Genomic DNA, 18,839 nt, shown 5'->3' on the forward strand with positions numbered 1-18,839 from the left:
TTACTCCTGCAACAAGGGAGTCGGGGTCAGTGACACGGTTGTCAACCTCCCCTGCATCAGGGTCAAATCCTGATGGGTGGTAAGGACCACCATGCCTCCCCGATCGGCATGGGCCAGGAACAGCTGCTCGAGTACCTTGACCCCCTGCTTGTCGATAGCAGTAAAGGGTTCATCCAGGATCCAGAGGGATGGTTTTTGTGACAGCCAGAGCCTGGCCAGAGCGACACGACGTTGTTGGCCTGCAGAGAGCTGCCCGGTCGGATTATCTTCAAAACCAGCCAGCCCCACCCGTGCCAATATCAGCCATAAATCAGCTTCAGTTTGCTGTGGATGATGTAACTGTTGGTAAAATTTCAGGTTTTCAAGCGGAGTCAGCGCAGCTTTTACGCCCGGCTGATGACCTAGATAGAGCAGATTTGCATGATACTCATCGCGACACTTGCCTATATTCTCTCCATTCCAGCACACCTCACCGACAAATGGCTGAGATAATCCTGTAAGCAGCCGTAACAAGCTGGTCTTACCTACACCATTAGGTCCTTCTATTTGCACCAAATCACCGGGAGCAACCGTAAAGGAGAGACGTTCAAACAGAGTGCGATCTTCACGCACGCAGCTCAGATTGTTAACTTGAAGCAGCATGAGGATGTTATCAGATGAAAATAAGCGGCCTGCATCTTAACACAATATTGGAATGCGTCTTTTCCAAGATGCCCATCATCCACTGGTTTTGTGGCAAAGATCGCGCATCAGCCAAGGGGGCGTGGTGAAATAAACGTCAATCGACAGTTTCCAAACGAATTAGGCTGTCCGAAACCTGATAATTGGACAAAAGTGCATAACTATTCTTCTACATCACCATGCATCGATCAAACCGGTAGAACGCACAGCTCGGAACAAGAAGAGAGAAAAAATTAGGGAAGGCCATCGCCTCCCCTAATGCTCAAGAGCGCCCTTTTCGCAATGATATCAATAGCTCGGCTTCTGCCTTTGGCAACTCGCACTCGCTCATGACTTCATCCAAATCGGCGCCCAGTTCAACCATTTTGGCAGCCCTGCTGTAGAGCCTTCGCTCGGGATCCTGCATGGTCAGCTCTTGCTGGCGATCATTCATCTGCTGCATCGCCCCTTCAACCGATTGCAAACGCTGCCCCATGCCGATAGTGCCAGTGTGCAGTTCCATCATCTGCTTGCGCAGGCTTTCCAGCTGACCTTGCAGCGTAGCCACGCTGGCCTCGGACTCCTGTTTGCTGCGTTTGCTTTTGAACCAGATATAAAAGGCAAACACCAAGGCAATCAGAGACAACCCCAAGGCAACCATCTCGATTATCAAAACATCACCTTATTTATCAGAGGGAACCGATATCTTCCCACTCTTCATCGGAGAGCAGCTTGTTCAAATCAACCAGGATCAACAGTTGACCATCGCGGTTGCTCACCCCCTGGATGAATTTGGCACTCTCTTCGGTTCCCACTGCAGGAGCAGCATCGATCTCGGAAGAACGCAGATAAACCACTTCCGCCACACTGTCGACCATGATGCCGATAACCTGCTTCTCGGCCTCAATGATCACGATACGGGAGTTTTCACTCACATCACCGGAAGGCAGACCGAAACGGGAACGGGTATCGATGACAGTCACCACATTGCCACGCAGGTTGATGATCCCCAGTACGTACTCAGGCGCCCCCGGCACCGGTGCAATCTCGGTGTAGCGCAACACTTCCTGAACCTGCATCACATTGATGCCGTAGGTTTCGTTTTCCAGTTGGAAGGTTACCCATTGCAGCACTTCATCTTCGGCCAGATTCTGTGCAATATTGCGCTTCTCTGTCATGTTTTTATTCCTTTTATGAAAACGTCTACTGCTAAAACTAGCAATAAAACAGCTCGATTGCAGAAGTTATCAGCGACCTTCTATGTTAACTCCACGCTCCAGCAACAGGAGCAGTTCACGGACGTGTAACAGGGCACACATTTTCTCTTTGACCATGCCCGCCAACCATGGGCGTTTACCCTCCTGATGGCGCCATTTCACCTGATCACGATGTAACAATTCAGTTCCTTTCAGGTGGTGACATGCCAACCCCCAAGGAGATTCACCAAGCATAATCAGATACTTGTAATCATCCATCTCCAGATGCTGACCTGGCATGACCCACAGGGCCGTATCAACCACATTCATCTTCTGCTCGCGGGAAGTCATGATCCCCTTGTACCAATCAGGCTGACCAAACAAAGAGGAGACCTCGCCCAGCTGATGGATCCCGCCAAGCTCGGTCAAAGGCACGGCAAAAGTCACGCCTGCGACTTCAAAAAAGAGGGCCTGAAACTCTTTGCCGGTATCAATATTTTCCCAGGCAACAGGTTCACTGGCTTCTACCGGAGCAACCTCCAGCGCCGTCTCGGTCAGAATAGTAGTATACGGCTCAACAGCCTCGGGGAGCAGAACCTCCGCAGGCAATTCAGGCTCAACCGGCAACAGTGAATCCTCTGCCACAATCTCCAGCGGGGCAGTAAGTGTTACCTCCTGCGTGAAGGTGTCATTCTCAAACTGGACCTGTCCCACCTGAGCCAGCAATTCACCGAGCTGAGCAAGGCGTGGATCGCTTTCGAGGTAAGGTGCAGCCACCACCTCGGGAACACTCTGGGATTGACGTTGCAACTGCAATACAGGGGCAGATTGAACCTCTTCCACCTCATCATCCAGCACTAGCGGCTCATCGAGGAGCAGGGAGTGGAAATAGTCATCCATCGCCCGGACTTGAATGGTATCTCTCATGCCGTCACCTCATGAACCCGTTGCCGCTCAAGGGCATCAAGATGATTGAGCAGCGTTTCGTATGCATAGGTTCCGCGACTTCCGGGAGAATAGATAGACGGGGGAATATGCAGCAAGCTGGCATCCCGAAACTTGGTATCAATGGGGATCACCGCATTCCACACCGAATCCCCATATTGATCCTTGATCGATTTCAAGGTCATCAGAGAGGCCCGGGTACGCTTGTCGAACATGGTCGGGATCACGGTATAACGAAACTTGTCACGCTTGGAACGCTGCATAATCTCGAATGTTTTCATCATCCGCTCCAGCCCTTTGAGGGCCAGAAACTCGGTCTGGACAGGCACCAGAATCCGATCGCAAGCAGCCAACGCATTGACCATCATCACCCCCAGCACCGGTGGGCAATCGATTATCACGTAATCATATTGATCCTGAATGCGCAGCAGTGCCCGCTTCAGTACCAACCCCATTCCCTCACGATTGCCCATCACCCGATCAAGGGTCGCCAAGGTAATAGACGCTGGCAATAAATTGATATTGTCGAACTTGGTCTTAAGCGTCAGTTTATTGACAAGCTCGGCTGTCGGTTTGACAGCTTGAAACAACTCATAGAGGGTTCCATCCAGACGATCTGAATCAAAATCGAGATATGCTGTTAGCGAAGCATGAGGATCGGTGTCAATCAACAGCACCCGCTGGCCACGCTGAGCCAAGATCCCGGCCAGCGAGACCACTGTGGTGGTCTTACCCACTCCACCTTTCTGGTTGGCAACCGTCCAAACAATCACTGTATCAGTCCTGCCTTGTTGTTATACGTATGCCACCACCGGGCAAGGAGATAACTTTTACCTCTCCTGCATCCATTGCCTGCTGCAATGCAGGCGCAGGCTCAGCAATCTCTGGCTTAACGGCTGGGGCTGTAGGCACCCAGGCAAATTTCGAGATAGCAACTACAACCTTGCGATTTTGCAGTCTTCCCTGCTCGCTGCTGTTGTCAGCAAAGGGAGAAAATTCCCCATAAGCCTCAAAAGCCAGTCGCTGGGGAGCTATGCCATTGGCAATCAAACCATTGAGTACTGCCTCGGCACGTGCCGCAGATAATGCCCAGTTAGATCGATATATTTCATTATTAATCTGCTGGTTATCGGTATAGCCACGCACTCTTACATAGTTATCGACCGGTTTGAGAATACTTGAAAGAGTATTAATGACCGGCGCAGCATTTGGCCCCATGAACGCGCTACCACTACCAAATAACAGCCCAGAACTAAGTTCGATGGTCAGCCAGTTCTCATCTTGCGTCAATTTGACTATTCCGGAGTCCACCAGCGAACTCATACTTTCCTGCAACTGCATATCGAGCTTCGCAAGGGTTGTGCCATTTTGCAGGACAGGAACACCCGAAATGGGGGCAAGCGAGGGCGCAGCAGCTGTAGCCCCCTCCAATAACGATGGCGACGAAGAAACAGCATTATCGAGCAGGGAATGACCTTGACCATCAAGCAAGCCATCGCTACGCGATTGAATGACGCTAAACGCTTGGCTCATGCCATCAATCACAGCGCGGTACTTGTCTTTGTTAACCAGAGCAACAGAATAGAGCACCACAAACAGGGCAAATATCAACGTCATATAGTCGGCATAGGATACCAGCCAGCGATCAAGGTGCTCACGCCCCTGCAAGTGCAACCGATAGCGCTTGCGCATGGCTACTCTCCTTTCAAATAGGCTCTGAGACGACGTTCAACCTGCAAACCATTTTCACCATGAGCAATAGCTATCAGCCCCTCCAGGGTCATCTCCTGAAACAACCCATAGTGATAATGAAAAGCCCGCAAGCGGTTTGCGATCGGCAAATAAATAAGGTTGGCAAAACCTACACCGTAAATAGTTGCCACAAATGCCACGGCAATACCAGCCCCCAGGGCTGCCGGGTCTTCGAGATGAAACATGGCCTGGATAAGCCCCATAACTGCGCCAATGATGCCAATAGTAGGGCTGTATCCCCCCATCGATTCAAACACCCGGGCGGCATGTTCATTGCGTTCCTGTTCAATATCGATGTCAGCTTCAAGCAACATGCGAATATCTTCAGTCGATACGCCATCGACAATCATGTTCAACCCTTGTCGGGTAAAGCTGTCCTGTTCTTCCTCTGCCTGATTTTCAAGGGCCAACAACCCTTGCTGACGGGCAAAAATAGCCCAAGATTGCATTCTCTCGGCTTGGGCAGAGAGATCATGTCGAGGAGGAGCAAAAATCCATAACAATTGCCTGATAGCCAGCAGCACATATTTAGCAGGAGTCTGTAATGTTACCGCTCCGACGGTCCCACCCAGCACGATCAGAAAAGCAGGTCCATCTACAAGTGTTAGCAGAGAGCCACCATGCCACAACTGGGCAATAGCAATGGCTCCCAATGCCAGGAGCAGACCGAGCAAACCCATAATTAGCGCCCCAACTCAACCAGGATACGCTGTGCCACCTTGTCCAAAGGGAGAGATTCGCTGGCAATACCCGCTTTAGCAACAGCTTGGGGCATACCATACACCACGCAGGAGGCCTCATCCTGAGCCCAGATGGTAGAGCCCTGCTCCTTCAGCAAACGTGCACCATCGCGACCATCAGCCCCCATGCCAGTCAGCACAATCGCCAGCACTTTGTCAGCATAAGTCTTGGCTGCTGAAGCAAAGGTAATATCCACGCAAGGTTTGTAGTTCACCTTGTCATTACCATCAACGATCCGGATTCGAGCGCCGACCCCTCGCCCTTCCAATAACATTTGTCTGCCACCGGGAGCAAGATAGGCATGGCCAGGTTTCAGCACATCGCCATCTTCGGCCTCTTTGACTCCAATCTGGCACAAACCATTGAGTCGGGCGGCAAATGCGGCAGTGAAGGTTGCCGGCATATGCTGGATAAGCAAAATTGGATGGGGAAAATCTCCCGGCAACTTGGTCAACACATTTTGCAGAGCAACAGGCCCACCGGTAGAGGTTCCAATCGCAACCAATTGATAAGTCTTGCCACTGCGCTTGAATGAAGCGCTTGGCACCCCGCGTTGCAGATCAGACTGACGCTCAAGTGTTCTTGGCGCTGTGCTGCCCAGTGGAGCACGAACAACCGGTTCAGGTGCTTTGGGACGGGTCGTAGACGTCATCAGAAAGCGCTTGCGGGAAATCTCCTTAACCCGCTGTTGCAACAATCTGACAGCTTCGTCCTTATCTCTGGCAATGTCTTCAAACTTCTTGGGTAAGAAGTCCAAGGCACCTGCGTCCAGTGCATCCAGCGTCGCCTTGGCCCCTTCATGGGTCAGGGATGAGAACATCAGAATCGGCGTCGGACACTTGGCCATGATCTCCCGCACCGCACTGATGCCATCCATCACGGGCATCTCGATGTCCATGGTGATCACATCAGGGCGCAGTGACATTGCCTTATCCACCGCTTCGCGTCCATTCTGTGCCGTGTCGATCACCGTCAGCATCGGATCCTGATTGATGATTTCGCTCACCCGACGGCGAAAGAAGCTCGAATCGTCGACAACTAATACCTTGACTGCCATTGTTATTTTTCTAACTCCTTGGGCCAGTGCGATTAATGTCTACGCGCATATGCTTTGAGCAGACTTGGCACATCCAAAATAAGGGCAATACCGCCATCACTGGTAATTGTCGCCCCAGCCATGCCCGGCGTACCTTGCAGCAGATTATCGAGTGGCTTTATTACCACCTCTTCCTGACCAATCAGACTGTCTACAACAAAACCTATTTGCTGAGTACCAATCTGCACAATCACCACATGGCCAGTATCCTGGCGAGCATGCTTGTTGGCTCCACGCGTCAACCACTTGTGTAAATAGAAGAGTGGTATCGCCTTCTCACGCACAATGATGGTCAACTGGCCATCAACCATGTTGGCCTTTTTCAGATCCAGATGGAAAATCTCGTTCACACAGCCAAGGGGCAAAGCGAAAGTCTGTTCACCCACTTCAACCATCAGTGTCGGCAGAATTGCGAGTGTCAAAGGAACCTTTATTTCGAGACGGGTGCCTTTCCCCCACGTTGAATCGATATGTACCGAACCATTAAGGCTGACAATGCTGGTTTTGACCACATCCATGCCGACACCACGGCCGGAAATATCTGAGATCTCGGCCTTGGTCGAAAAGCCCGGAGCAAAGATCAGGTTATAGGCATCGTTGTCGCTCATGCGAGCTGCAGTATCTGCATCCAGAACACCACGACTGATTGCAATAGACTTGAGCTTCTCCGGATCCATCCCTGCCCCATCGTCCTCGATGCAAAGCAAAATATGGTCACCTTGCTGGGAAGCACTAAGGGTTATCGTCCCTTGCCGCGGCTTGCCTGCTTTTTCCCGCACATCCGGCATTTCGACCCCGTGATCGCAAGAGTTGCGGACAAGGTGAACCAGAGGATCAGCAAGCGCCTCCACCAGGTTTTTATCAAGGTCGGTCTCTTCCCCCACCATCACCAGCTCAATCTCTTTCTTGAGGGTTCTGGCCAAGTCACGCACAACGCGCGGGAAACGACCAAATACCTTCTTGATTGGCTGCATGCGGGTTTTCATCACCGCACCTTGCAAGTCAGCCGTTACCACATCCAGGTTGGCAACCGCCTTTGACATCTCTTCATCATTGCTGGCAATACCCAGGCTCACCAACCGGTTACGTACCAGTACCAGCTCACCCACCATGTTCATGATGACATCGAGAGTCTTGGTATCCACCCGTACTGTCGTATCGCTTTGTACGGCACTGGTTTCGGCTGGCGCTTGCGCAGCCTTGGCGGCAGGTGCCGGAGCCTTGGCTGCTTCTGCGGGTTTTGCGGAGGCTACAGGCGTAGGTTTGGCTGCAGGAGCCGCCGGTTTGGGTGGAATTACTGCAGCAGGTGCAGCAGGTGCAGCAGGTGCAGCAGGTGCAGCAGGTGCAGCAGGTGCAGCAGGTGCTATGGTACTTTGCGGCCCTTGGCCACGACCATGCAATTCGTCAAGCAGGCGCTCAAACTCATCATCGTCGATAAGTTCATCCACCTCTTTTTGCACCGACTTCAAGGGGTTAACCTCTGGTGCCCCCATGTGTTGGCCCTGGCCATGAAGCTGATCCAACAAGGCTTCAAACTCATCATCGGTGATATCACCAGAACCACCCACGATTGGGGGCGCTACAGTGGTCTTGGTCGGCGCCCCACCCACGCCATGCAGTTCGTCCAGCAGACGTTCAAACTCGTCCGCTGAAATCTCGTCAATGGATCCACCGCCGTTAACAGGTGCTGGGTCGTTGCTCATTGCTACCTGTTCAACAGCCTCAGGAAGCACCTCTACTATCGGAACAACGGGTTCAGGCTCTGCCGCAACGGACGTATTTGTTGCAGTACGTAGTTGCTCTTCTCCTTCCGGCTTGCACAACTCATGGAGATCATGAAGCAAATCATCTGATGCAGGGCTTGGCGCTTCGCGATTTTGTACCTGGGCGAACATGACATTGATAGCATCCAGCGCTTGCAGGATCACATCCATCAGCTCGGCAGTTACGGTTCGCTTGCCATTACGCAAGATGTCGAACACGTTCTCCGCACCATGGCAGACGTCAACCAGTTCGCCGAGCGACAGAAAACCTGCGCCCCCTTTCACAGTATGGAAACCGCGAAATATGGCATTCAACAGGTTCTTGTCATCGGGCCGCTTTTCCAGGTCGACCAGTTGCTCAGACAACTGTTCCAATATTTCGGATGCTTCGACCAGAAAGTCTTGCAGTATGTCTTCATCAACTTCGAAGGCCATGCGTCACTCCATTAGAATCCCAGACTAGACAGAAGATCGTCCACATCATCCTGACCATTAACCACATCGGCACGGGCCTCCGGGTTCATGATAGGCCCTTCTGCTTCGATCCCGTTGACAGGAAGACTGCGAGTTGAATGCTCGGCAGCAGCCTCACCAAACATGGTCAACATTTCTATTAATTTTGTTTCAACTTCCTGAACAAGCTTGATGACCTTGCGAATCATCTGACCAGTCAAATCCTGAAAATCTTGCGCCATCAGGATTTCTGTCAGCAGTTGCCGTAATTTATCGGCATCAGACTCAGAAGCCTTAATAAAATCATCAAGTTGATGACATAAGGATTTGAACTGCCCCACGTTCATATCGCGGGACATCAGTGCATTCCAATTCGGCATCACCAGCTGAATATTGTCATTAAGGCGATCAGCTATTGGCAAACTGGCTTCTACCGCATCCATAGTGCGATTGGCGGCCTTGTCTGTCATATCGATGACATAGCTCAGACGCTCCCGCGCATCGGGAATTTCATGGGTTGCCAAGTCTGGAATACGGGGGTCGAGGCGAAACTCTTGAAGTGAATCGTGTAGTTGTCGGGTCAGCTGACCTACTTTTTCAAACAGATCGGCTGCGTTGGGGGCACATACTTCGGCAAGCAGTTCATCGGCCAGCTCAAATTCGCTTTGCTCCAGATGGGCAACAAGCATCCTTGCCTGGTCGAGCGAAATCATTGCTCTCGTTTTGGCCATCATCCCTGCCGCTCCTTAGCCAATTCGTTCGAAAATTTTGTCGAGTTTTTCTTTCAGTGTTGCTGCAGTGAAGGGCTTGACGATGTAACCGTTAACGCCAGCTTGAGCGGCCTCAATGATCTGCTCACGCTTGGCTTCGGCCGTTACCATCAGCACCGGTAGGTGCTTGAGCTTATCATCAACGCGAATGGCTTTAAGCAGGTCAATACCTTGCATGCCAGGCATGTTCCAGTCGGTGACCACAAACTGAAAATCACCATTTTTCAGCATCGGCAGCGCTGTATTACCGTCATCCGCCTCATGGGTGTTGTTGAATCCCAAGTCGCGCAGCAAGTTCTTGATAATCCGGCGCATCGTTGAAAAATCGTCAACAATGAGGATTTTCATGTTCTTGTCCAAAATTCCCTCCTAAATAGCCACTAGAGTGGCTCACTTACATGATGCTAGAAACGGGTTGTGTCGTGCGGATTATGCCTTAGAGTTTCATCTCAGTGTAGCCAGTACAAACACTTATAGATGCCAATCTCTCAAACGAGCACGCAATCTGTGCATGGCCTGACTGTGGATCTGGCTAACACGCGACTCGCTCACATTTAAAACCTCGCCAATCTCGCGCAAATTAAGCTCTTCATCGTAGTAAAGAGAGAGAACCAACGCTTCCCTCTCAGGTAAGCGACCAATTTGCTCGGATAATACAATTTGAAATCTTTCTGCCGCTAATTCATCAAACCCCGAACCAGAAGGAGCGTCTTCCGGATTGCCAATCACATCTTCACTCACCCCCAGATCCTCGATACCGATGATCTTGCCGCAAGAGACATCTTGTAGCATGGCATGATAATCAGCGATGGAGACACCCATTTCGGCTGCTACTTCGGTATCACGCGCATCCCTGCCATGGGCCTGCTCGACATTTTCGATCGCTTCCGCGATAGCCCGGCTATTGCGATGCACGGAACGGGGAACCCAGTCACCACGCCGGATCTCATCCAGCATAGCGCCTCGGATACGGATCCCGGCATAGGTCTCAAAACTAGCCCCCTTGCTACCATCAAAATTACGCGATGCTTCGAGCAACCCAATCATACCTGCCTGGATCAGGTCATCCAGCAAGACACTGCTCGGCAAGCGAGCCAACAAATGCTGGGCAATTCGCTTGACCAATGGAGCATGACGCTCCACCAGTACGTAGGAATCCTGATGACGCAAGTACGCTTGGGCTTTATTCACGGGAACCTTCCTGTGTAGTGGCCGGTTTCTGCAACAAATTTTCCAGGAAAAACTCCAGGTGGCCCCCCGGCTGATTTGGAACCGGCCAGCTCGCAGCTTTATTGGCAAGCGCCCGGAACGCCAGAGCTGCTGGCGACTTGGGAAATGCCTCGACAATCAACTTCTGCTTACGCACCGACGCCCGTAGATTGGTGTCGTAAGGCACACAGGCCACCAACTCCAGCGAGGTATCGAGGAAGCGGTCCGTTACCCGGGTCAGCTTGGCGAAGAGCTCCTGGCCTTCACGCAAACTGCGCACCATGTTGGCAACCACTTTGAAGCGGAACACGCCGTGCTCCTTGGAGAGGATCTTGATAAGTGCATAGGCATCGGTAATGGAGGTGGGCTCATCACACACCACCACCATGACGTCCTGCGCAGCACGAGTGAAGCTCAGCACCATGTCAGAGATGCCAGCCGCCGTATCAACCATCAGGATATCAACCTGGGTTTTCATCTCGCTGAACGCTCGGATAAGCTCGGCATGCTGCACCGGTGAAAGCTCGACCATCGATTGGGTGCCAGACGTTGCAGGCACAATCATCATGCCGTAAGGCCCCTCGACGATGATGTCATCGATGGTACATTCGCCCGCCAGTACATGAGAGAGGTTGCGGTGCACCCGCAGCCCCAGCATGACGTCCACGTTGGCTAGACCCAGGTCGGCATCCAGCACCATCACCCGTTTGCCTTGTGCGGCAATAGCACCCGCCACGTTCAGGGTCACGTTGGTCTTGCCGACGCCCCCCTTGCCACCAGACACGGCGATCACTTTTACTCGATTGTTTTGACGCATTTTGCGCAGACCACTCGCCTGATCCATATACATGTTACTCATAAAACTCCGAATCTTCGGCCTCGCCAAAGCCTGCGCCCCAGAAATAGGGCTCTTCTGTTTCTCGCTCCAGCGAGCCCATTGCAGCTCCGACGAGCTGCGCCGCATTGGCAACCTGAATATCTTCCGGAACCCGCTGCCCGTCAGTGATATAACTGATTGGCAACGCATTCTGGATACACACGTTAATCACTTCGCCCAGATTCAGACTTTCATCCAATTTGGTAAGTATGCAGCCGCTTAACGGAATACGCCGGAAATGGTCCACCGCCTCCTGCATAACCCGACGCTGAGAGGTAGCCGACATCACCAGATAGCTGCGGATCCGTACCTTGGCATTCTTGACCAGGGTATCAAGCTGCTCGGTCAAACGGATATCCCGCTGACCAACCCCTGCCGTATCGATCAACACCAAACGACGGTGGCGGAACTGGTAGAGCGCACTGGCCAGCTCCTCGGCATCGCGCACTTGGCGAACCGGACAGCCCATGATGCGACCATAGGTCTGCAACTGCTCATGGGCACCAATCCGGTAATTGTCCGTGGTGATCAGCGCCACCTGCTCAGCGCCATACTTCATCGCAAAACGGGCCGCCAATTTGGCGATAGTGGTGGTTTTTCCCACCCCGGTCGGCCCCAGTAGAGCAACCGCACCGCCCTGACGTAAAATCTCGTCTTCACTGATCTTGAGCTGGCCAGTCAACACCTCGGCCAACTGAGCCATCGCCTGATGGATGGGCATATCTTCGGGGATCAGCCCGGCAAGCTGATCGGCAAACGCATCATCAAACCCCATTTTCTTGAGCTCTTTGATAAGCAAGGCACGCATCGGTTCACGACGCTCGACCTCTTGCCACATCAAGCCGGAGATCTGATGTTCCAACAGTTTGCGGATGCTGGCCATCTCCTTGCGCATCCCCTCCATCTCCTGATCCCGCTGGGCGGGTTGAGCTGCTCGCTGACCGGAGGTACTCCGTGCCTTGGGTTTGACAGGTTCAGGAGCTGCTGCACCCCATTGCCCCTGCTCGGCCAACGTTCTGGGAGCACCGTTAGCAGCGACCAGACCAGCAGACTGAGAGCCTCCGCTTCCGGCTGTGCTGCCTGGCTTGAGTTTCTGTTGACGCGCCAGCAGCGCTGCCAGGGTGTCGGCATAGTGCTCATTCTGTTCCTGCACCGGAACCGCCTCAGGGCGGATCATCTGCCGACCGGCAGACGAAATATTGACACTCTCATCGTTCAGTTGACGACGAATCGGCGCATCTTTGGGCCCCGGGACCTGGGATTGATAATCGACGGCCGCGACTATCTCTACCCCTCCGGTGACTTTTTTGTTAGACATGATGACGGCATCGGGTCCGAGAGTCTCCTTGACCTCGGCCAGAGCCGTTCGCATGTCCTTGGCAAAAAACCGCTTAATCTTCACCCGTCGTCTCCGCTAACTAGTTCTGTCCCACCGCACTGACAATGCGAATTTGCTTGTCGTCAGGCACTTCCTGATAGGAGAGAACGCGCAATCCAGGAATGGCATTCTTGACAAATTTGGCCAGGGTATTGCGCAAAATCCCTGATGTCAGAAGCACAGCCGGTTGGCCTTCCAATTCTTGTCGTTGAGTGGCTTCCGCCAGCGAACGCTGCATCCGCTCTGCCAGACCCGGTTCAATCCCGGCGCCATCGCCACCACCCGCTTGCAACGACTGATGCAATATGCGTTCCAATTCTGGTGCCAAGGTAATCACCGGCAGCTCAGGATCGGGGCCTGCAATCTCCTGCACAATCAGGCGACGCAGGGCAATCCGACACGCGGCAGTCAGCACTTCGGGATCCGGGCTACGCGGCGCATACTCCACCAGGGTCTGCAGGATAGTGCGCATATCACGGATTGGCACGCCTTCATTGAGCAGATTCTGCAATACCTTCACCAGGTTGCCCATACTAATCACTTCCGGCACCAGCCCTTCAACCAGTTTGCTCTGGTGCTTGCCAATCATGTCGAGCAACTGCTGCACCTCATCATGCCCCAACAGCAGTGACGCATGGTTGGTGAGGATCTGGCTCAAATGCGTAGCCACCACGGTTGCGGTATCCACCACGGTATAACCCAGGGTCTGGGCTTGGGAAACCATCTCCTTGGCAACCCAGACCGCCTCCAGACCAAACGCGGGATCTCGGGTGGCAATACCCTGGATCTGGCCAAATACCTGGCCCGGATTGATAGCCATTTCCTTATCATGGTAAACATTGGCTTCGCCGGTACTGACCCCCATCAAGGTGATGCGATATTGGTTGGGCGCCAGATCCAGGTTGTCACGGATATGCACTGCTGGCACCAAAAAGCCCAGTTCCTGCGAGAGTTTCTTGCGTACCCCTTTGATCCGGTTGAGCAGTTCCCCCCCCTGATTGCGATCCACCAGCGGGATCAGCTGATAACCAACCTCCAGCCCGATAACGTCAACAGGCATTACATCATCCCAGCTCAACTCTTTTTGCTCATGCGGTTGATCGGAAGTTGCAGGCATCAACTCGCCCCTGGCTGCTTTGGCCACAGCCAGTTTCTGGCGGCGCAACAGCCACCAGGCACCGGCAGCCGAGATCCCCCCCAGACTGAGGAAGGCAAAGTGCGGCATGCCCGGCACAAACCCCATCATCAACAGAATACCGGCTGAAATGATCAACGCCTTGGGGTTATCAAACAGCTGACCCAGTACTGCCGTCCCCATATCCTGATCGGTATTCTGCCGGGTCACTATGATTGCTGCGGCAATGGAGAGCAGCAGGGAGGGGATCTGCGCCACCAGGCCGTCACCGATGGCCAACAGAGTGTAAATTCCCGCCGATTCACTGAAGGTAAGGTGGTGCTGCATCATCCCGATAATGAAGCCACCCAGGATGTTGATGAACAGGATCATGATGCCTGCAACCGCATCCCCTTTGACAAATTTGGAGGCACCGTCCATGGAGCCGTAGAAATCAGCTTCCTGAGTCACATCTTGCCGACGTTTTTTAGCCTCTTCCTGATTGATAAGCCCGGCGTTCAGATCGGCATCGATAGCCATCTGTTTGCCCGGCATGGCATCCAGGGTAAAACGGGCGCTCACTTCCGCGATCCGCCCGGCCCCCTTGGTGATGACAACAAAGTTGATGATCATCAGGATGGTAAAGACGATGATGCCGACCGCATAGTTACCGCCGATTACCACATTACCGAACGCCTCGATCACATGGCCCGCAGCAGCAGTACCATTATGACCTTCCAGCAACACCACCCGGGTCGAGGCAACGTTCAATGCCAACCGCAGTAAGGTCGCGAGCAGTAATACTGTGGGGAAGGCGGCAAATTCGAGGGGACGCCGGGTATAGACGGATACCAGCAGCACCACAATGGAGAGCGCAATGTTGAAGGAAAAGAGCACGTCCAGCATCATCGGCGGGATGGGCAACACCACCATGCCGAGCGCAGCTAATACCAGCAGAGGGGTACCGACCCCCTTGCTCAGCAGCCATCTGTACTCTTTTATCCGGCCTAATGCTGCCTTGACTTCCATCGCTTTTCTCAATTTCAACATACTGGTATTTGATTAAAGCAAACATCAAGCCAACAATACAACCAACTGAAATGTAATGATTTTATTTTGACAACGTCAGAACTTTGTCATTTGCGATATTCGGTAGGGATGGGGAGATCCTTGGCCAGCGGCTGGGGACGACGCCCCTGACCACGGCGGAATTTCTTGAGCTGGAAGACATAAGCGAGTACCTGGGCAACCGCCGCAAACAATCCTTCAGGTATTTCACGACCCAGCTCGGTAGAGTGGTAAATGGCACGGGTCAGCTCGGGTGAAGGCATGATGGGGATCTCATACTCCCTGGCGATCTCCCTGATCTTCATCGCTATCTCATCCGTGCCCTTGGCCACAACCTTGGGTGCGGCCCCGGGTTTGCCCGCATCATACTTGAGCGCAACCGAGTAATGCGTCGGGTTGGTGATCACTACGTCAGCCTTGGGGACATCCCCCATCATCCGGCGCATCGCAGCCTCCATCTGCAGGCGACGGATCCGCCCTTTCACCTCGGGCTTGCCCTCACTGTCCTTGAACTCGTCCTTGACCTCTTGCTTGGTCATCTTGAGTTGACGCATGTGATTCCACTGCTGGAACGGTACGTCGATGGCCACGATCGGGATAAGCGCACAGCAAAGGATGATCAACATCCAGAGGAAAAGTTCGAGAGCATCGATAATACCGCCAGGAAACCCTTCCATGGAGAGGTTGAGCAAATGATTGAACTGGCTAGACAACATCCACCAGGCAAACAGGGTGATAAACACCACTTTGGCGATAGACTTGACCAGTTCGATCAGTGACTGCACCCCGAACATCCGCTTCAAGCCGTTGAGCGGGCTCAACTTGCTGAACTTGGGCATCATGGCTTCAGTCGAGAAGTTCATTCCCCCCATCAAGATGTTGCCGACAAACGCAGCAATGGCAACCAGTGCGAACAGTAACCCCAGCGGCTGGATCAGCTCCACCAACAGGGCAGGCAACATGGCAGTCATGGCATTGGGATCAAAAGCCTGTTCCCGGTCGAGGGTAAACCCTATGGTCAACACCTTCACCATGGCGGTCGCCAACGACCCCTTGAGCATCAGCAAGCCAAATACGGCGGCCAACAGCACACTGGCGGTGCCAAGCTCCTTTGAACGTGCAATCTGCCCTTTGTCACGGGCCTGTTGCAGTCGTTTGCCCGTAGGTTGTTCGGTACGTTCCTGATCGGTATCAGCCATGGGCACCACCGAAACACTGGGTACCAATTAGCTCACAGCTGACCTCCTGCACCCGCTCCCACATCATGTCGAAGTGGCCGAGGAACCCGCCGATTGTTAGCCAGAGGATCAGCAGACCCGACATCATGCTGACAGCAAAACCGATACTGAAAATGTTGAGCTGCGGCGCTGCCCTGGTCATGACACCAAAGGCAAAGTTGATAAGCAGCAAGGCGACGATGGCAGACAGAGCCATCACCAGAGAGGCCTGATACATCACGCCGAGAAACCCGATCAGAGTGCGGATAGAAGGCAGAGATAGCCCACTATCGGACACCGGCAAGGTATCAAAACTCAGCACCACCATACGCAACATGGTGAGATGACCATCCACAGCCAGAAACACCAACGTGGCGAGCATCAGATAAAATTGGCCGACCACGGGAGCGGACTGGCCATTCATCGGGTCCACCAGCGTGGCGAAACCCAGACTGGTCTGCATGGCAATGACCTGCCCGGCCATTACGAAACTCTCCATCAGAAACTGGGTCATCAGGCCGAGCGCAATACCAATAAGCAGTTGCTGGGCCAACACCAGAAAGCTGCCGACAGAAAAGAGTTCGATAGCAGGCATTTTCGGTAACAGCGGCGAGATCAGAAAGGTAATGGCGAGCGCCAACCCCATGCGGATACGAGCTGGCGCCAACCGGCTGCCAAACACCGCCATCACCATCAGCAGACTGCTCACCCGCGCCAGCGGCCAGAGGATGGAAGACAACCACTCCATGATCAGAGCGGTTGTATAGGTCATCCCACCACCTCGGGGATTTGATTGACCATCAACACAAAAAAGTCCATCAGGCTCTGCAAGCCCCAGTGAGCCCCGGCACCGAGGGCAAACATAGTGACGACAAGACGCGGCAGAAAACTCAGGGTCTGTTCGTTAATGGAGGTGGCAGCCTGAAAAATGGCGACCACCAGGCCAATCATCAGACTCGGCAGGATCACGGCACATACCATGACGGTCACAAGCCAGAGCGCTTCACGAAAGACGTCGACAAAGGTTTCAGGACTCATGTTTGGACTCCTTGTACTTGACCAGTTTAACCGGCACCCAGTCCGAAACTGTTGGCCAGCGAGCCCAGAATGAGGTTCCAGCCATCAACCATCACAAACAACATCAGTTTGAAGGGCAACGAGACGATCATCGGCGAGAGCATCATCATCCCCATCGCCATCAGGATACTGGCGACCACCAGGTCGATGACCAGAAATGGCAAGAACAGCATAAAACCAATCTGGAAGGCGGTTTTCAGCTCGCTGGTGACAAAGGCCGGGATCAGCACCCGCAGCGGCACATCGGCTGGCTTCTCTACCTGTACATTGGCGATCTCCATAAAGGTATTGAGATCCTTAATGCGAGTTTGCGCCAGCATGAACTGGTGAATGGGCAACTCGGCCTTTTCCAGAGCCTCCTTGGCCTGAATGGTCTCGGCCAGATAGGGCTGCAACGCCTCGTTATTGATGCGATCCAGCACCGGCGACATGATGAAGAAGGACATAAACAGCGCAATACCGATCAGCACCTGGTTGGAGGGGCTCTGCTGCAAACCGATCGCCTGACGCAAGATACCCAGCACTATGATAATGCGGGTAAACGACGTCATCATGATCACCATGGCCGGCAAGAAGGAGAGCGCTGTCATCAGCGCCAGCACTTGCAAGGTCAAGCTGTATTCCTGAGAACCATCTGCCATGGTCTTGACGGTCACGGCCGACATGGCATCTTGCGCCAGTGCAGGCTGCGACAGTAGGAGCAAAGATGCCAACAGGCCGACCAGCAGCCCGAGGAATGACCATAATCTGTTAGGTTTTTTCATGCTTGCCCATCAATTTGCCAAGCTGCTGGGAGAAAGCCTGAGGCTGGTTCTCATCCAGTGGCTCCTCCAGCCGATAGAGGAAGTTGACCTGCTGTGGCGTCACCCCAACCAGCAGTTGCTGTTCGCCCACCTTGACCACCAGCAGTTTCTCTTTATAACCCACAGGTAAACTGGCGATCACTTTCATCTGCCCCCCGCCCATGGCGGTGGCTATCTTGCTCTTCTTGAGCAAGAACCCCAGCACCAGGATGAGGCCGATCACCATCAGGCTGGAGAGCAACCAGGAGCTCAGACTGGGTGCATTGACCGCCCCCTGAACCTCAGCAATAGCAGGCAGGGGCAGCAGCAGTAACAACAGCGCTCGTATCATTTCAGCTTCTTGATCCGTTCAATCTGGCTGATGACGTCAGTGAGACGGATACCAAACTTGTCATTCACCACCACCACTTCGCCATGTGCAATCAGGGTGCCATTGACCAACACATCCAGCGGTTCACCCGCCACCCGATCAAGCTCGACCACCGAGCCCTGATTGAGCTGCAACAGGTTGCGAATACTGATCTGGCTGCGACCCACTTCCATGGCGATGGTGACCGGAATATCGAGAATGGTGTCGAGCTTGCGCCGCTCCTCGGCACTGATGGGGGCATCGTCCTTGAGCTCCTCCAGGGGGGCAGGCTTGGCTTCGGCAGTTACCTGCTCTTCCAGCGCCGCAGCCCAGGCATCAGCCATCAAATCCTCTTCCTCAGTTCCGCTCAT

At 53.4% G+C, this 18,839-nt stretch carries 21 protein-coding genes; all 21 read right to left on the minus strand.

Annotated elements, in window-relative coordinates; all coding sequences use genetic code 11:
- Window positions 1-642, minus strand: coding sequence for a cytochrome c biogenesis heme-transporting ATPase CcmA (ccmA, locus tag ACE1BR_RS13300; RefSeq protein ID WP_374871000.1), 642 nt, complete (start codon window positions 640-642; stop codon window positions 1-3).
- Between the two features lie 301 nt (window positions 643-943).
- Window positions 944-1,321 (minus strand): DUF2802 domain-containing protein, encoded by a 378-nt coding sequence (locus ACE1BR_RS13305; protein WP_374871109.1) that lies wholly within the window; start codon window positions 1,319-1,321, stop codon window positions 944-946.
- Window positions 1,322-1,349: 28 nt separating this feature from the next.
- Complete coding sequence (locus ACE1BR_RS13310; RefSeq protein WP_005298836.1) at window positions 1,350-1,838, minus strand: chemotaxis protein CheW; 489 nt, start codon at window positions 1,836-1,838, stop codon at window positions 1,350-1,352.
- A 69-nt stretch (window positions 1,839-1,907) separates the two neighbouring features.
- Window positions 1,908-2,783 carry a chemotaxis protein CheW gene (locus tag ACE1BR_RS13315; RefSeq protein ID WP_374871002.1) on the minus strand — a complete coding sequence of 292 codons (876 nt, stop codon included), beginning with the start codon at window positions 2,781-2,783 and terminating at the stop codon, window positions 1,908-1,910.
- A complete protein-coding gene (locus tag ACE1BR_RS13320; RefSeq protein ID WP_374871004.1) occupies window positions 2,780-3,574 on the minus strand; it encodes a ParA family protein in 795 nt (264 codons plus the stop codon). Before ACE1BR_RS13320 ends, ACE1BR_RS13315 begins: the two co-directional genes overlap by 4 nt.
- Before the next feature lie 4 nt (window positions 3,575-3,578).
- Window positions 3,579-4,493 carry a flagellar motor protein MotB gene (locus tag ACE1BR_RS13325; protein ID WP_374871006.1) on the minus strand — a complete coding sequence of 305 codons (915 nt, stop codon included), beginning with the start codon at window positions 4,491-4,493 and terminating at the stop codon, window positions 3,579-3,581.
- A 2-nt stretch (window positions 4,494-4,495) separates the two neighbouring features.
- Complete coding sequence (locus ACE1BR_RS13330; RefSeq protein WP_374871008.1) at window positions 4,496-5,233, minus strand: flagellar motor protein; 738 nt, start codon at window positions 5,231-5,233, stop codon at window positions 4,496-4,498.
- 2 nt (window positions 5,234-5,235) lie between these two features.
- Window positions 5,236-6,351: a chemotaxis response regulator protein-glutamate methylesterase gene (locus tag ACE1BR_RS13335; RefSeq protein ID WP_374871010.1), complete on the minus strand. Its 1,116-nt coding sequence runs from the start codon at window positions 6,349-6,351 to the stop codon at window positions 5,236-5,238.
- A 32-nt stretch (window positions 6,352-6,383) separates the two neighbouring features.
- The gene (locus tag ACE1BR_RS13340; RefSeq protein WP_374871012.1) at window positions 6,384-8,588 is read right to left on the minus strand and encodes a chemotaxis protein CheA; all 2,205 of its coding nucleotides are present in this window, start codon (window positions 8,586-8,588) and stop codon (window positions 6,384-6,386) included.
- An 11-nt stretch (window positions 8,589-8,599) separates the two neighbouring features.
- On the minus strand, window positions 8,600-9,340 hold the full coding sequence (locus tag ACE1BR_RS13345; RefSeq protein WP_374871013.1) for a protein phosphatase CheZ: 741 nt from the start codon (window positions 9,338-9,340) through the stop codon (window positions 8,600-8,602).
- A gap of 12 nt (window positions 9,341-9,352) precedes the next feature.
- Complete coding sequence (cheY, locus tag ACE1BR_RS13350; RefSeq protein WP_010634617.1) at window positions 9,353-9,736, minus strand: chemotaxis response regulator CheY; 384 nt, start codon at window positions 9,734-9,736, stop codon at window positions 9,353-9,355.
- A 111-nt stretch (window positions 9,737-9,847) separates the two neighbouring features.
- Window positions 9,848-10,567, minus strand: coding sequence for an RNA polymerase sigma factor FliA (locus tag ACE1BR_RS13355; RefSeq protein WP_374871015.1), 720 nt, complete (start codon window positions 10,565-10,567; stop codon window positions 9,848-9,850).
- Window positions 10,560-11,402: a MinD/ParA family protein gene (locus ACE1BR_RS13360; protein ID WP_374871111.1), complete on the minus strand. Its 843-nt coding sequence runs from the start codon at window positions 11,400-11,402 to the stop codon at window positions 10,560-10,562. Before ACE1BR_RS13360 ends, ACE1BR_RS13355 begins: the two co-directional genes overlap by 8 nt.
- Before the next feature lie 34 nt (window positions 11,403-11,436).
- Window positions 11,437-12,864, minus strand: a complete 1,428-nt coding sequence (gene flhF / locus ACE1BR_RS13365) for a flagellar biosynthesis protein FlhF (protein ID WP_374871017.1) — start codon at window positions 12,862-12,864, stop codon at window positions 11,437-11,439.
- Window positions 12,865-12,880: 16 nt separating this feature from the next.
- Window positions 12,881-14,983 carry a flagellar biosynthesis protein FlhA gene (gene flhA / locus ACE1BR_RS13370; protein ID WP_374871019.1) on the minus strand — a complete coding sequence of 701 codons (2,103 nt, stop codon included), beginning with the start codon at window positions 14,981-14,983 and terminating at the stop codon, window positions 12,881-12,883.
- Between the two features lie 107 nt (window positions 14,984-15,090).
- Window positions 15,091-16,221: a flagellar biosynthesis protein FlhB gene (flhB, locus tag ACE1BR_RS13375; RefSeq protein WP_374871021.1), complete on the minus strand. Its 1,131-nt coding sequence runs from the start codon at window positions 16,219-16,221 to the stop codon at window positions 15,091-15,093.
- Window positions 16,214-17,011, minus strand: coding sequence for a flagellar biosynthetic protein FliR (fliR, locus tag ACE1BR_RS13380; RefSeq protein ID WP_374871023.1), 798 nt, complete (start codon window positions 17,009-17,011; stop codon window positions 16,214-16,216). Before fliR ends, flhB begins: the two co-directional genes overlap by 8 nt.
- Window positions 17,008-17,277: a flagellar biosynthesis protein FliQ gene (fliQ, locus tag ACE1BR_RS13385; RefSeq protein WP_374871025.1), complete on the minus strand. Its 270-nt coding sequence runs from the start codon at window positions 17,275-17,277 to the stop codon at window positions 17,008-17,010. The genes fliR and fliQ overlap by 4 nt, the downstream gene beginning before the upstream one ends.
- A 26-nt stretch (window positions 17,278-17,303) precedes the next feature.
- Window positions 17,304-18,080: a flagellar type III secretion system pore protein FliP gene (gene fliP / locus ACE1BR_RS13390; protein ID WP_374871027.1), complete on the minus strand. Its 777-nt coding sequence runs from the start codon at window positions 18,078-18,080 to the stop codon at window positions 17,304-17,306.
- Window positions 18,067-18,450: a flagellar biosynthetic protein FliO gene (gene fliO / locus ACE1BR_RS13395; protein WP_374871029.1), complete on the minus strand. Its 384-nt coding sequence runs from the start codon at window positions 18,448-18,450 to the stop codon at window positions 18,067-18,069. Before fliO ends, fliP begins: the two co-directional genes overlap by 14 nt.
- Complete coding sequence (gene fliN / locus ACE1BR_RS13400) at window positions 18,447-18,839, minus strand: flagellar motor switch protein FliN (protein ID WP_005298791.1); 393 nt, start codon at window positions 18,837-18,839, stop codon at window positions 18,447-18,449. The genes fliO and fliN overlap by 4 nt, the downstream gene beginning before the upstream one ends.

Origin of the sequence: Aeromonas sp. MdU4 (assembly GCF_041929505.1) — a bacterium.
In the GTDB taxonomy this organism is placed as follows: Bacteria; Pseudomonadota; Gammaproteobacteria; order Enterobacterales; family Aeromonadaceae; genus Aeromonas.

Bases quoted from the DNA above. Each gene is read 5' to 3' on its own strand.
- fliP (WP_374871027.1), bottom strand. From the start codon at position 18,080: ATGAAAAAACCTAACAGATTATGGTCATTCCTCGGGCTGCTGGTCGGC.
- ACE1BR_RS13360 (WP_374871111.1), bottom strand. From the start codon at position 11,402: ATGCGTCAAAACAATCGAGTAAAAGTGATCGCCGTGTCTGGTGGCAAG.
- flhB (WP_374871021.1), bottom strand. From the start codon at position 16,221: ATGGCTGATACCGATCAGGAACGTACCGAACAACCTACGGGCAAACGA.
- ACE1BR_RS13325 (WP_374871006.1), bottom strand. From the start codon at position 4,493: ATGCGCAAGCGCTATCGGTTGCACTTGCAGGGGCGTGAGCACCTTGAT.
- fliQ (WP_374871025.1), bottom strand. From the start codon at position 17,277: ATGAGTCCTGAAACCTTTGTCGACGTCTTTCGTGAAGCGCTCTGGCTT.
- fliO (WP_374871029.1), bottom strand. From the start codon at position 18,450: ATGATACGAGCGCTGTTGTTACTGCTGCTGCCCCTGCCTGCTATTGCT.
- ACE1BR_RS13310 (WP_005298836.1), bottom strand. From the start codon at position 1,838: ATGACAGAGAAGCGCAATATTGCACAGAATCTGGCCGAAGATGAAGTG.
- ACE1BR_RS13305 (WP_374871109.1), bottom strand. From the start codon at position 1,321: ATGGTTGCCTTGGGGTTGTCTCTGATTGCCTTGGTGTTTGCCTTTTAT.
- ACE1BR_RS13345 (WP_374871013.1), bottom strand. From the start codon at position 9,340: ATGATGGCCAAAACGAGAGCAATGATTTCGCTCGACCAGGCAAGGATG.
- ACE1BR_RS13340 (WP_374871012.1), bottom strand. From the start codon at position 8,588: ATGGCCTTCGAAGTTGATGAAGACATACTGCAAGACTTTCTGGTCGAA.
- ccmA (WP_374871000.1), bottom strand. From the start codon at position 642: ATGCTGCTTCAAGTTAACAATCTGAGCTGCGTGCGTGAAGATCGCACT.
- ACE1BR_RS13315 (WP_374871002.1), bottom strand. From the start codon at position 2,783: ATGAGAGATACCATTCAAGTCCGGGCGATGGATGACTATTTCCACTCC.
- flhA (WP_374871019.1), bottom strand. From the start codon at position 14,983: ATGGAAGTCAAGGCAGCATTAGGCCGGATAAAAGAGTACAGATGGCTG.
- ACE1BR_RS13330 (WP_374871008.1), bottom strand. From the start codon at position 5,233: ATGGGTTTGCTCGGTCTGCTCCTGGCATTGGGAGCCATTGCTATTGCC.
- fliN (WP_005298791.1), bottom strand. From the start codon at position 18,839: ATGAGCGGAACTGAGGAAGAGGATTTGATGGCTGATGCCTGGGCTGCG.
- ACE1BR_RS13335 (WP_374871010.1), bottom strand. From the start codon at position 6,351: ATGGCAGTCAAGGTATTAGTTGTCGACGATTCGAGCTTCTTTCGCCGT.
- fliR (WP_374871023.1), bottom strand. From the start codon at position 17,011: ATGACCTATACAACCGCTCTGATCATGGAGTGGTTGTCTTCCATCCTC.